Consider the following 12,189-nt stretch of genomic DNA (forward strand, 5'->3'; position numbering starts at 1 on the left):
CACTTGATCGTGTCACCACAGCGACGCTCTGGCGCGGGACACCCAGGTAACTACATCCCGAGGCGCGCGAACTGCATCGACGCGTGCTCCGCCTCGGGAAGGGGATGCCACGGCTGGCCGCCAGCTGCGGTGCGCAACAAGGACCTACAGAACGCCGGCGTGAGCTTGCCGCGGTGGATCACGACGTTCTCGCGCCCCGTCGCAGCTCGAGCGCTCTGCCAGTCCTGATTGTAGCCGCGCTGGTCATTGGACTTCACGTGGCAAGCGGCGAACCCGGCATCGCTCAGCGTTGCCAACTGCCTGGCATGTACCGGCCGCTTGGTATGGATGTGCACCCACATCGGGCTTGGCGTCGCGCCATTGCGCAGGGCCTTGGGCTGCAGCTTGATCTCGAACAGTGTCCCCGGATCATCCTTCAAGGCGCGCGGTGAATTCACAGCCGCCAACTCCCCGGCCGCTCGCAACTGTTCAAGATACTTCTGGGACGGAAACGCGTAGGTCTTCATGCAATCGATCGTGATCACCGCCTTTTGCGCCGTGAAAGAGTTTGCCTGTCCCTGCACCTCGGACAACATCGCCTTGAGCCGGGCTATTTTGTCGTGCACTTCCGGCACTTGCGCAGGCGTGAGTAGGACACGTCGGCGAGGCTCCTCCAGCGCGGCTACACTGGCCTCAATCTCGGAGGCCTGTGTCTGCAGGCGCTTAACGACGAGATCCACGGCGTGATCGGCGTCCTCGGGCTTCCCGTGGCGCGCTTGCGAGACCGCGCTTTGCTGAGCCGGCAGATCGAACTGCAAAAGTTCGTCCAATCGCTTGAGTAATCCGGTCAGTGCGTTCCTGGAGGGCGGAGCCTGCAATATCTCCAGGTGCCCGGTCGCCGACGATGACGCCCTCGCGAGTGCCGCCTCCTCCGCGCTCGCGAGTTTCTTCGTACCCAGATCCGAGAGTACGATCACCTTGACTGTCGGGGCCGTGGCAGCGTCGGGCGTGGCGAGCTGCGGCTCGCGCGGCCCGGCCGCCGAACTTCGCTCGCCTGCGGCCGGTGCGCGCTTGCCCTTCCCCTCCCTGCGGGCCGCGCCCCCCTCAACCACTACGGCAGTCCGGGCCGTCGGCTCAATCACGGCGGGCGTCTTTGGCTGCACGTCCAAAAGACGCGTGACGTCGTCCGCGGTGACCCATGCACCATCCGCGATCTGGCCCAACAGTTTTAATGGAAGGTCGGCATCCGTTCCGGCGTCCCTTAGCCTGGTAACGATTCCGTGCACCCCTGAGGCAAATTCCGAAAGCCGCTCCATGACTCCTTCCAGAACGGTGCAGTGGTCTGCGTCGAGTGCCGCTCCGTTGCTGCTCAGAACGGCTTCGGACGCCGAGTTAAATGCCGGAAAAACATCCTCGATAAAGGTCCCGAGCAGACGCACCCGCCCATCCTCACCCATGAGGGCGTCGCTTACAGCTGGTTCGAACGTGCTCGCCCGCGACTCAATTAGAAGCTGAGCAAGAGCAACCTGCGATTGCAGATACACGCACTTCGTATAAAGTGCCCAGCCGGTCTGCAGGCGTAGTGCGGCCTCTTCGGCCTGCCGCATCTCGGGCGTGGTGCTCGGCAAGTTGGCGGTGGCCGCGCAGACGGACTGCATCCGTTCCATGCGTAATGCCTTCTTTCCCCACCCCTCCATGCAGGCCTCGTAGTGCTTCGCCACGCTGGATACCGCTCGGCTCAGCTGGTCAGGCTGAGCGTTGGCAACTCGCATATTCTTGAGCAAGGCTGTTGCTTTCTTCCTGCTCTTCTCCAGGTCGCCGATAATCCAGGTGGCCACGATGTCGCATTCGTTTCCCGCAGCGATAGTTTCCTCGCGGAGTCGGCGAGCCCGACCGTCGGAAAGAAGCCCGCGCGCCATGTCCGGGGGGAGGCTCGCGTAATAGCCCAGAACTTCCGAGCCTGCCTTGACGACTTGATCGATCAGCTCTTGCGCCTCCGACGGGTTCGGGTTCTGGGCTCGTGTGGCTGCATTTTTAGAAGCATCAAGCCCCGCAAGCAGGCTGCGCATTTTTTGCTTCGCTGCCTTGATTCCGTCGCCACTTGAGGAAATCTGGACTGCCACCGCCGAAGCTGGTGGCAGGCTCACGAGCGGAGCCGTTCCATCTCGAGGCCCGGAGCGCATCCGCTCCACGACAGAGTCGAAAGATTGCCCGCCCTCCCCGGGGGCGGGACCGAGCTCCGGGCTCGAACTACTCGATCCCCATGCGCTGTCGGCTCCTGCGGGCCCAACGTGCGATTTACCAGCTCGGCCAATGCCTGTCATATTCCACCTCCGATAAAGTCGAGAGTGCGCAGCCAGTCTGCATAGACTGGCTGGCTGACGAGTAGCTGACGTAGGGCGCTTCTCCCCGATTCACAGGAAAACCCGGATCACCGTGGGGTGCAATTCCATCGCGCCTGGCGTGCTGCTGGAGGCAGCGGGGCATCGTCAACTTAATCGACCGCGAGCCGAAGGAGGCGCTTCTCAAAGGTTCGAGATTCGGCGATAGCGCTTGTCGCGGAGATCTCGCGCCAAGTCGCAAAGGCTCGCCCGCGCGAAGCACGACGGAAGTCGGCAGTGACGGCTCCAGAATAGGGGATGTGGAAAAGGTTCGCGACCTGATCGTGAACTGACAGAAACCGTTGAGCCTGACGGGACGATTTGAAACGCTCCATGATCCGCTCGCGCCGCCGCGTCGGCTGATGAGAATTCTCGGCCCAATTGTTGAGAGCTTTGTGCTGGCGATGTTCGACGTGAAAGCCCATCTTCGCCCTCGCAGCGCCGTACGAACGGAGCTTGTCCGTGATTGTCCGTCGTCAGATGGTCGTTCAGCCGCCGGCGGCATACAACGCGCCGGATTCGAGCGAATGGTGGCGGAGGTTTGCCTCGGCAGGGTTGGTGCGGTTTGCGCCCGCGAGGTCTCGCGCTTCGCCCGCAACAGCCGGGATTGGCAGCAACTCATCGAGATGTGCCGCGTGGTCGATACCGTTCTGGTCGATCAAGAGACCATCTATGCGCCAAGGCACGGCAACGACCGCCTGCTGCTCGGGCTCAAGGGCAGCCTCAACGAGTACGAGCTGGATCTGTTGCGCCAGCGCTCGCTCTCGGCCCGCTACGAGAAGGCGCGCCGGGGCGAGTTGGTTGTGACAGCGCCCGTCGGCTTCGTGAAGGCCGGCGACCGTTATGAGAAAGACCCGGATCGGCGTGTCCAGGAGGCGATCAAGCTGGTGTTCGACAAGGTCGAGGAACTGGGCAGCGCGCGACAGGCGCTCTGCTGGCTCCATGAGTACAATCTCGATCTGCCGGTGAAGCAGACCAACGGCGACACGGCCTGGCGGCGACCAAACTACTCTGCCATCCACCGGATCATTGAGAACCCGGTCTACGGCGGCGCCTATGCCTATGGTAAGACAGCTGTGGCGGCGGGATACAGCACCGCTGGCGTGAGCGCAAGGCGCGGAACGAATGGCTGACGCTGAAGCCCAACACTCACGAAGGGTATGTGAGCTGGGAGAAGTTCGAGGCGATTCGCACCATGGTCAGCAGCAATGTTCCCACCAGTCGGCATCACGGCGCGCCCAACCATGGTGACGCGTTGCTGGCCGGTCTGATCCGCTGCAAGCGCTGCGGTCGCAAGCTCACACTCCGGTACTCCGGCATGGAGAACCATATCCCGCGCTACAGCTGCAACCGTGCCTGGATGGATAATGGCTGGGCCCACTGCATCGCCTTCGGCGGACTGCGCGTCGATGACGCCATCGAAGAATCGCTGCTTGGAGTCGTCGGTCCGGGCGCTGTCGCCGCCGCAACCGCTGCCGCCAAGGGAGCCAGGGAACGGCGCGATCAGGTACGCGATGCTCTCAGTCGCGACCTCGAAGCGGCGCGCTATGCCGCCGACAGGGCTTTCCGGCAATACGATGCCGCTGATCCCGCGAACCGGCTGGTGGCCAGTGAGCTGGAAGCGCGCTGGAACAGGGCGCTCGCTCACGCGGCGGAGGTTGAGGCCAAGATCGCCATGCATGATGCGGCCACGCCCGCACCCCTTGCCGATCCAGTCTCGCTCGGCGTTCTGGCCTCGAACCTCAAAACGGTCTGGGATGCGCCGACGACGGATGCTCGCCTCAAGAAGCGCATTGTGCGCACCCTCATCCATGAGGTCGTGGCCGATATCGACGACGCGGCCTCGGAGATCGTTCTCATCGTCCATTGGGTGGGGGGCGCCCACAGCGAGTTGCGCTTGCCGAAGCGCCGGCGCGGACAGCGCAACAGCACCTCTGCCGATATCGTCCAGGCCGTGCGTCAACTGGTGCTGATCGCCAGCGACGATCTGATTGCCGGCCTCCTCAATCGCAACGGCCTCAAGACCGGCAACGGCAATCGCTGGACCCGCGAGCGCGTCACATCAATGCGCTCGAACTACCACATCCCGGTGTTCAAGCCCGCCGAGGACGCGATCGAGCCATGGCTCGGGGCTTGGCAACCTTGACCATCACGCTACTCAACAAAACAGGTTATCGAATCTAGTACCCGGAATCAGAGCTGAGTGATACGGCGGCCTTTGAAACGGCGTTGCCGGACCTTTTTCTTGGTCCAGACGAAGGGCTCGGCTCTGTCGTTGTATGCGTTGACGTAGGCATCGATGTGTTCCTGAAGCTGCTTGAGGCTCGTGAAGGAGGTGCCGCTGAGCGACTGCCCCTGCAAGATGGAAAACCATACTTCGACCTGATTGAGCCATGACGCACTTGTCGGCGTGAAATGAAATTGCACGTTGGGGTGGGCCTTGAGCCAGTCCTCGTTCTTTTTATGGGTGTTGAGGTTGTCGAGGATGACGTGAAGCTTGCGGTTCGGAAAAGTCGCGGTGACGCTGTTCATGAAATCGAGAAACTCGACGCGGCGCCGGCGTTTTGAATGGGTCGCGATGATCTTTCCGGTGGCGACTTCGAGCGCCGCAAACAATGTTGTGGTGCCATGCCGCTTGTAATCGTGGCTTTGGCCGGTTAAGGCGCGGCCATTGGGCAACTTCAGATAACCCTGCGCTCGCTCCAAAGCCTGGATCGAGGGCTTCTCGTCCACGCACAGCACAATGGCCTTCGCCGGCGGCGCGACATAGAGGCCGACAACATCGGCGGCTTTGGCCGTAAAGTTCGGGTCGTTGCTCTCGCACCAGGACTTGCGAGCCACCAGGTCAATCTTGTGGCTGCGCAGGAACCGCCAGACATATTGGACATCGACATCGCCCAGCGCCTCGGCCAGCAGGGGGCCGGTCCAGCGCGCAAACCCTTGCGGTGGCGGCTTATCCAGCAGCTTCAGAATCCGCTTGTCGGTCGTCTTCGTATAGATCGGCTGCTTGCCAGGCCGCGGCTTGTCTTGCAGCCCTTCAAGGCCATGGTCGGCATAGCGATGCCGCCAAAGGCTGACAATCCGCGGCTGGACCCCAACTTCCTTGGCGATCGACCGGGTGCTGCGCCCATCCGCCGCCAACAGAACTATCCGCGCCCGCTTCAAATCGCGCTGCAACGTCACCGGTGAGCGACAGCACGCCTCAAGCACCTTGCGATCTTTCCTCGAAAGGTGGACTTCTCTTGCTTCGGGTATCATCCCGACCTTGAATCACGACTCACGTTCCAAGAAAAGTGGGTACTAGTCAGGCTCCTGGTCGGCCTGGGGCTTCGGTTCGCGCAGCACGATTTTACCCAAAACGGCCAAGCCGGGCGCGATCACGATATTGAAACCCTTGCCGTCATCGTTCGGCCAAGCGGCGCCGATCCGCGTCCATGTAGAATTTCGGCCGTCACCGGCCACAGCGAAGGCATCGTGCGTGGGCTTTCGACTTTCAGACATGAGGTTTCCTTTTCAAAACGAGGGATGTTCATCATGACCGACAATCCGCGCCAGGGCTCGGCGCGGGATGACTTCTTTCGGGCCTCGGCGCTGCAACTGCTGACGGCGTTGATCGCCGATGTCTGTTTGTCCGGTCATACGGAAAAGAAGGATCAGCACCTCCGCCAGGTCCGCGCCAACCTGTCGGAGCCGGAGCCGAAGTTGCGCCAGCGGCTTCAGACGATTTACGACAACTCCGAGTCCGGATTCGTGAAGGAGAATGTCGCGCCCTTCATCGCCATGACGCCAGAGACCTTCAGCGGCGTCTACGCCAATGCGGTGAAGGAAACCCACTGGCTCTCCTATGGCAACTATGCCGCCCTGGTGTCCGGATCGAGCTTCACGACGGCCGAGCTCGCGGAGGGCCGGACGGACGTCTTCATCAATCTCGACCTGAAGACCCTGGAGAACCATGCCGGCCTCGCCCGCGTCATCATCGGCTCGCTGCTCAACGCCATCTACAATCGCAATGGCGAAGTGACCGGCCGGACCCTGTTCCTACTCGATGAGGTCGCGCGTCTCGGCTACTTACGCATTCTCGAAACCGCGCGTGATGCGGGGCGCAAATACGGCATCACCCTCTTGATGCTCTACCAGTCAATCGGCCAGATGCGCGAGGCCTATGGCGGCCGCGATGCCACCAGCAAGTGGTTCGAAAGCGCATCCTGGATCTCCTTCTCGGCGATCAACGACCCCGAGACGGCGGACTACATCTCCAAGCGCTGCGGCGACACGACGGTCGAGGTCGATCAGCTGAGCCTGTCCTCGCAGACGTCGGGTTCCTCCCGGACGCGGTCCAAGCAGCTCGCGCGCCGGCCGCTGATGCTGCCGCATGATGTCTTGCGCATGCGAACCGACGAGCAGGTCATCTTTATTGCGGGCAATCCACCGCTGCGATGCGGACGCGCCATCTGGTTCCGGCGCACCGACATGCGCGCCTGCGTCGGCGAAAACAGGTTCTATCGGAGAGACGCTGGTCGGCGTCGCTGATTATCGCGAACGCGGCGATGAGAAAGACGTGGGCGGCATACAAACGACCGGCTGGTTCCCAGGCAGAGAAAGAAAGGGCGTACGTGGAAGGGCAGTATTGTCTGGGAACGGAAAGCCGAGACGGAGCGCATCCAGCAACGACGGCATACCGGGCTCGATGCTCGGCTCGTCGTACGAGCCGGCGCATCATCTCGCCCGCCACCTGTAAGCCGCCTAATTTTTGATCCAGACGTAGGGCTCCACGCTGTTGATTTTGCAGGTGGCGATGAGCGAAGCTATGCGCGCCCATGAACGACCACCTTCGTCGTGACCAGCAAATGAACTATTTTTACGCGTCAGAGTCAGCGGCCTGATTTGATTTTCGACGGGATTGGTGTCCATCTCAACGCAACCATCGTCGAGAAACAAGGTGAGGCCATCCCAATGGTTCAGGAGATAGGCGATCGCCTTGCCCATCTCGCTGCCCGGCGACAGGCGAGCGGCTTGCTCGCGCAGAAACCTCTCGAGTTCAGCGACGAGCGGCCGTGATCGCTCGTTACGGGTCGTTTGCCGAGCCGGGGCGTCGGCGCCACGGATCTCCTTCTCGATCGCATAGAGTGCGGCGATGCGCGCGAGAACGGCTTCGGCGATGGGTGAGCCGGCTTTCGGAGTCGCTGCGATGATCTTGCGCCTTGAGTGGGACCAACATGCGGCCAGCCGCAGCGGCACGCCGCCTTTGCGCTTGGGCCGTGCGAGCCGATGATAGCCCTGGTATCCGTCGACCTGAAGGATGCCGTCGAAGCCCTCGAGGATGCGCTCAGCATGGTCACCACCGCGTCCTGGCGCGTAGTGGTAGACCACGATTGGTGGATCAGCGCCGCCGTGGCCGCGATCGTCGCGCAGGACAGCCCACAGATAGCCGGTCTTCGTTCGGCCCCGGCCCGGATCGAGCACAGGCGCCCTGGTCTCGTCTATGAACAAGCGGCCCGATTGCTTCATCACGACGCTCATGCGCTCGACCAGCGGCGCGAGGTGGAAGGCGACCGTTCCCATCCAGTCTGCCAGAACGGCGCGATCGATGAAGATGCCATGCCGAGCCAGAACCTGCGACTGACGATAGAGTGGCATGTGCTCGCTGAACTTGGCGACCGCCACCTGCGCCAGCAGCGCCTCGGTGGGGATGCCACCCTCCACGAGATGGGCGGGCGCCGGCGCCTGAGCAACACCGGTGCAGCCCTTTGCGCAGGCGTAGCGCGGTCGCACCGTCTCGATCACACGATACTGGGCGGCCATGACATCGAGACGGCGGGAGCGATCCTCGCCGATCTGGACCATCCGGCCGCAGCCGCAGGGACACTCGAGGTTCTCGGGTTCGATCACCTGCTCGATGCGCGGCAGGTGCGCGGGAAAGGCACGGGCAGCGCGCCTGGTCCGGCCGCTGGACGGCGCCGTGCCGGCGCGGCGCGCACGATCGTCCTGGCGTTCCTGGACTTCGGCGATGGCAATCTCGATGTCCTCGAGAACCAGTTGCATCTGATCGGGATTGAACTTCTCCGAGCGTTTACCGAAACGTGCGCGCTCGTACTCCTTCACGAGCAGTTCGAGGCGTTCGACGCTCTCTTTGGACGCAGCCAGTTCACTCTCGACATGAAGGCGCGCCGAGCATTCATCGTCTGCGCGACGACGCTCGGCTTCAATCATCGCTTCCTGCGCGCGGAAGAGCGCGCGCAAATCGGCGGGCAGCGCTGCAAGACGGGCGGGATCAATGGGGGACGGCGGCACATCCGCAAGCTATCATCCCAAAGCCCCGCGCGAAACAGGTTGTCGGGTCTGAGTCAGTTCGCCGCAGCTGGCGTCGCGACAATCCGTTCGCCCACTCGCTTCCAGTTCAGCCCTTCAAACAGCGCTTCGAACTGCACGCGCGTCAGATGCATGACGCCGTCGCTGATCTGCGGCCACTCGAAACGACCATCGCGGCCAAGGCGCTTGTAGACCAAAACGAGGCCCGTGCCGTCCCATAGCAAAATCTTCAGCCGGTCGGCGCGCTTCGAACGAAAAACCACGATCAGGCCCGAATGCGGATCGAGCCCAAGTGTGTTTTGCACAAGACCGGCCAGCGCGTCGTGCCCGCACCGGAAGTCAACAGGACGCACAGCAAGCACAATCCGCAGTTCCTGCGCCGGAATGATCATGCGCCGCGCTCGATCGCAGTCACGATCTCCGCGATCCGCACCGCCGACACGTCCGCATCCAGGCGGACCGAAACCTTGCCAATCGTAATCTCGACGGGCCCTCGCTCTTGCCTGGCGCCACTGGATCGCTCAGCTCGATCGACACGAAATCCGCCGCGTCGTCCGTGACCAATGCGAGCCGGCCAGCACGCGCCAATCTGCGCCACGTCGTCAACTGCTGGGCCTTCACACCATAACGCCGTGCGACATCACATACCCGGGCGTCGGGCTTCATGCTCTCGAAAACAGCGCGCCCCTTGATCTCCGCAGACCATAACCGGCATCCAGAACGCGTCCGGCGCGTAAGCTTCCCCACAAAGCCATCAGCTTCGGCTTCCTCCCCCGATTGTTCCATCGCCTTCAGTCTCCTCTCGGCTCTCTGACAAGCCAAGGATCGCAGAGCGAAAGCCGAAGCGAAACCAGTCAATCAAATGGGAGAAAAGCTCCGCTTACAATTTTTGCTCGTTCAGACCGACACAAATTGCTCAAAGATTCGTGGAGAGAAAAGCAGATGAGCGATGAGCCCGACCTCGAGAGCAGAGTCGTTGCAGCGATACGACACTATCGTGCGGCGCTCGACGTGGCGGAAAACCTGGAACGAGAGGACGCGTGCGCGCATCGAGCGCTGACGAGCACCCTGCTCGATTTGGAGCGTGCCCTGCGAGGCGAAGCGGCCCCGCATCTCAACAACAACCTGTTTGAGACCGGCTCCACGGCGGTTGCACGGTCGGATAAAACATGGGCCGACCTGGTCGAGGCGACTGCGAGATTGGATTCGGCCCGTCGAACCTTAGCTGCTCTGGAACGGCAGTTGGGATATCTTCCAAAAGTCTCGAGGGGAGCGGATCACAAGTGAGGTTAGATAAGAGTCTCGCACGATCGGAAGGTTTCCCGACCATTTCAGAGCGACGGCGGCAACGCTCTGACGGGCTCGTGTCCCAGCCAAAATCCCGCGCCCAAAACAGACCTCTCTGCGTCCTCGTGTTTGGGACCGCCGAGGTACAGCGCGCGAATCGGGACCTTGCTGGATCCCAACCTTCCAACTTTCCCGCCGCCTCGCCGCGTCCTCCTATGCAGGAATAGACCTCGACGCACTGGCTCGATCGTCCTGTCGAGCGTGCACAGTTTCTGATGACGCTGACCAGCGCGAGTCCTGGTTGAGTTTCTTCTGCTTGTGACTCGGCGTGGAAACGGCATTGCAGCCTCTTCGATCTTCGGCGCGGCTGCGATCATGTGATCAAGCTCTAAAAAGTGGTTCGACGACAGGCAGGCGCTTGAGGCCAGCGTCAACGTTGTCGGAAAAGTGGAAGCCGTGCCGGCTCACACCGTAATCAAAACAGACGTCAAGCGCCAATCCAAGGGCCAGAGCTGCGCTTACGATCAACGTCGAACCGATGCGTTCGAACCACCAATCTCATTGGTGGCGCCTGCTCCGGTGCGATCGATGACCCAGGCCACCATGTAGCCCTTGGCCTGCTCGGTCTGCACCTGCCGGAGGGCCTCAGAGTAGGTTAGTAAGGGCTCTTGCGCCGGGTAGACGGCGCGGTCGGTCGGGGTGACAAAGTGATGGCAGCACACGCGATAGTCTTTAGCCTCGAACATCGGAATCCTCCTCTCGCCTCAGGTTGCGCGGCCATACGCGCTTTCAGATACTGCCCTACCACAGAGAATGCGGCCTTTAAGAGGCCGCGCGCTTCTTCAACACCCCATAAGGTTGGTCGGGCTGCCAGACGCAGGTCGGCGATGTCCGACCACATCGCGCGCTTGATTCTCTGCAGCAGCACCGGCAAAGAAGTGCCCGGGTGTCATTCCATAATTCACCCGTGTCCGGACTTCGATTTCCCGTTCGTCCGCAATTGCTCCGTCGATCGCTCAACGGCTGCACCGATGTCACCTAGTCAGCTTTCAAACCTTGCTGAGGCTGCTGGATCGACAATGCTTGGACCGAGCTCCGGCGCGATTCAGTGAGCTTCTCGATCAGTTCAGACTGCGGTCTCGGTTTTGCCGCGAGACGGTGGGGTTCAAATCGGGCCGTGGAGCCTCCACATCATCGCCACAGTCCGAAGACACCCGCCTGGTGCAATTGATGTAGCGAGAGAATGAATCGTTTGGCCCTGATCGATTCATAGAAAGCATTGGACCTCGCTTCCACAGGAAGCGAGAATCCATGCATGCCGAACCTTAAGCTAGGGCCGCTTCACCTTCGCCGCATCGACACCACCCGCAACATGCGGCGGTTTTACTTGCTTTCGATCCAACCGACCTTGTTCGGCGGGGTCTCGCTGATCCGCGACTGGGGCCGGATCGGCACGACCGGCCAGACGATGGTGCAGACTTTCGATGCCAGCGCTGAAGCGGGCGAAGCATTCGGACGGCTGGAGCGCGCCAAGCGCAGGCGCGGATACACCTCTGCTGAGGAGAGAGTCTGAGGTTTCGTCAATTTCCCGGGGATTACGGATCCACTTACGATGCCTGGAACGTGAAGTGACAGAAACCGTTGAGCCTGACGGGACGATTTGAAACGCTTCATGATCCGCCGCGTTGCCGCGTCGGCTGATGAGAATTCTCAGCCCGATTGTTGAGAGCTCTGTGCTGGCGATGTTCGACGAAAAAGCCCATCTTCGCCCTCGCAGCGCCGTGCGAACGCTTGTCCGTGATCATCACGCGCGGCGGCGTGCCGGCGGATTTCAAGAGCTTCTTCATGAGCCGCTGGGAAACCGGAAATACAACCAAACGGCATAGCTGATCACTTCCGATGGGAAGCGATGGCGGCGATAAAGAGGGTCCCGGGCGGTCGGCATGCCGGTCGTCTACCCCTCGGCCGCTCCAATTCGTTAACTTGACGGTACCCGCTGCTCGTCGACAGCGATGGCACGATCATCGCGGGCGAAGGCCGATACCTGGCCGCGCGAAAGCTCGGTCTCCTCGAGGCGCCGGTCAGCTGACCGGTCTTTCCGAAGCGCAGCGTCGCGCGCTCGCCCTTGCCGACAACCGCATCGCGCTGTCGGTGGTCCGGCGGCTCGTCGGATACGGGCGCTTCGACGGGGGCGAGACGGCCCGCGTGATGGCACGTCTCTACGCCGCGGCGC

At 61.9% G+C, this 12,189-nt stretch carries 10 protein-coding genes and 3 pseudogenes; 5 read left to right on the forward strand and 8 right to left on the reverse strand.

The genetic code is table 11. From position 1 onward, the window contains the following. Positions 1 to 50: 50 nt before the first annotated feature. Entirely contained in the window at positions 51 to 2,303 is a 2,253-nt protein-coding gene (locus tag ACVJ19_RS01655; protein ID WP_011084516.1) for a hypothetical protein, read from the reverse strand. 181 nt (positions 2,304 to 2,484) lie between these two features. Further along, positions 2,485 to 2,836, reverse strand: a pseudogene (locus ACVJ19_RS01660) (DDE-type integrase/transposase/recombinase); the annotation flags it as partial. A gap of 51 nt (positions 2,837 to 2,887) precedes the next feature. Here ACVJ19_RS01660 and ACVJ19_RS01665 point away from each other — a divergent pair. Both ACVJ19_RS01665 and ACVJ19_RS01670 read left to right on the forward strand, forming a co-directional pair. Then, complete coding sequence (locus ACVJ19_RS01665; protein ID WP_453955055.1) at positions 2,888 to 3,493, forward strand: recombinase family protein; 606 nt, start codon at positions 2,888 to 2,890, stop codon at positions 3,491 to 3,493. A gap of 29 nt (positions 3,494 to 3,522) precedes the next feature. Continuing rightward, the gene (locus ACVJ19_RS01670) at positions 3,523 to 4,506 is read left to right on the forward strand and encodes a zinc ribbon domain-containing protein (RefSeq protein WP_453947814.1); all 984 of its coding nucleotides are present in this window, start codon (positions 3,523 to 3,525) and stop codon (positions 4,504 to 4,506) included. Between the two features lie 47 nt (positions 4,507 to 4,553). Here ACVJ19_RS01670 and ACVJ19_RS01675 read toward each other — a convergent pair whose 3' ends face one another. Continuing rightward, positions 4,554 to 5,618, reverse strand: coding sequence for an IS630-like element ISRj1 family transposase (locus ACVJ19_RS01675; RefSeq protein WP_011084514.1), 1,065 nt, complete (start codon positions 5,616 to 5,618; stop codon positions 4,554 to 4,556). A gap of 270 nt (positions 5,619 to 5,888) precedes the next feature. Here ACVJ19_RS01675 and ACVJ19_RS01680 point away from each other — a divergent pair. Further along, positions 5,889 to 6,890: pseudogene (locus ACVJ19_RS01680) on the forward strand (type IV secretory system conjugative DNA transfer family protein); the annotation flags it as partial. A gap of 213 nt (positions 6,891 to 7,103) precedes the next feature. Here ACVJ19_RS01680 and tnpC read toward each other — a convergent pair. The 3 genes from tnpC to ACVJ19_RS01695 are packed head-to-tail and all read right to left on the reverse strand — an operon-like array spanning position 7,104 to position 9,455. Further along, positions 7,104 to 8,651, reverse strand: coding sequence for an IS66 family transposase (tnpC, locus tag ACVJ19_RS01685; RefSeq protein WP_039156384.1), 1,548 nt, complete (start codon positions 8,649 to 8,651; stop codon positions 7,104 to 7,106). Positions 8,652 to 8,704: 53 nt separating this feature from the next. Beyond that, positions 8,705 to 9,061: an IS66 family insertion sequence element accessory protein TnpB gene (gene tnpB, locus ACVJ19_RS01690; protein ID WP_453947815.1), complete on the reverse strand. Its 357-nt coding sequence runs from the start codon at positions 9,059 to 9,061 to the stop codon at positions 8,705 to 8,707. A gap of 19 nt (positions 9,062 to 9,080) precedes the next feature. Beyond that, positions 9,081 to 9,455 (reverse strand): transposase, encoded by a 375-nt coding sequence (locus ACVJ19_RS01695; RefSeq protein WP_011084510.1) that lies wholly within the window; start codon positions 9,453 to 9,455, stop codon positions 9,081 to 9,083. A 156-nt stretch (positions 9,456 to 9,611) separates the two neighbouring features. Here ACVJ19_RS01695 and ACVJ19_RS01700 point away from each other — a divergent pair, with 156 nt between their 5' ends. After that, positions 9,612 to 9,956, forward strand: coding sequence for a hypothetical protein (locus ACVJ19_RS01700; RefSeq protein WP_011084509.1), 345 nt, complete (start codon positions 9,612 to 9,614; stop codon positions 9,954 to 9,956). Positions 9,957 to 10,480: 524 nt separating this feature from the next. On the opposite strand, the gene ACVJ19_RS01705 is transcribed toward ACVJ19_RS01700, so the two are convergent. Further along, a complete protein-coding gene (locus ACVJ19_RS01705; protein WP_014497999.1) occupies positions 10,481 to 10,702 on the reverse strand; it encodes a hypothetical protein in 222 nt (73 codons plus the stop codon). A gap of 569 nt (positions 10,703 to 11,271) precedes the next feature. Here ACVJ19_RS01705 and ACVJ19_RS01710 point away from each other — a divergent pair. Further along, positions 11,272 to 11,529 (forward strand): WGR domain-containing protein, encoded by a 258-nt coding sequence (locus ACVJ19_RS01710; RefSeq protein ID WP_011084508.1) that lies wholly within the window; start codon positions 11,272 to 11,274, stop codon positions 11,527 to 11,529. A 50-nt stretch (positions 11,530 to 11,579) separates the two neighbouring features. Here ACVJ19_RS01710 and ACVJ19_RS01715 read toward each other — a convergent pair. Further along, a pseudogene (locus tag ACVJ19_RS01715) lies at positions 11,580 to 11,901 on the reverse strand (DDE-type integrase/transposase/recombinase); the annotation flags it as partial. Positions 11,902 to 12,189: the final 288 nt, after the last annotated feature.

Source organism: Bradyrhizobium sp. USDA 376 (assembly GCF_054063675.1).

Excerpts from the sequence above, each read along its gene's own strand:
- ACVJ19_RS01700 (WP_011084509.1), top strand. The coding sequence starts at position 9,612 with ATGAGCGATGAGCCCGACCTCGAGAGCAGAGTCGTTGCAGCGATACGA.
- ACVJ19_RS01705 (WP_014497999.1), bottom strand. The coding sequence starts at position 10,702 with ATGTTCGAGGCTAAAGACTATCGCGTGTGCTGCCATCACTTTGTCACC.
- ACVJ19_RS01675 (WP_011084514.1), bottom strand. The coding sequence starts at position 5,618 with ATGATACCCGAAGCAAGAGAAGTCCACCTTTCGAGGAAAGATCGCAAG.
- ACVJ19_RS01665 (WP_453955055.1), top strand. The coding sequence starts at position 2,888 with ATGGTGGCGGAGGTTTGCCTCGGCAGGGTTGGTGCGGTTTGCGCCCGC.
- ACVJ19_RS01655 (WP_011084516.1), bottom strand. The coding sequence starts at position 2,303 with ATGACAGGCATTGGCCGAGCTGGTAAATCGCACGTTGGGCCCGCAGGA.
- tnpB (WP_453947815.1), bottom strand. The coding sequence starts at position 9,061 with ATGATCATTCCGGCGCAGGAACTGCGGATTGTGCTTGCTGTGCGTCCT.
- ACVJ19_RS01710 (WP_011084508.1), top strand. The coding sequence starts at position 11,272 with ATGCCGAACCTTAAGCTAGGGCCGCTTCACCTTCGCCGCATCGACACC.
- ACVJ19_RS01695 (WP_011084510.1), bottom strand. The coding sequence starts at position 9,455 with ATGGAACAATCGGGGGAGGAAGCCGAAGCTGATGGCTTTGTGGGGAAG.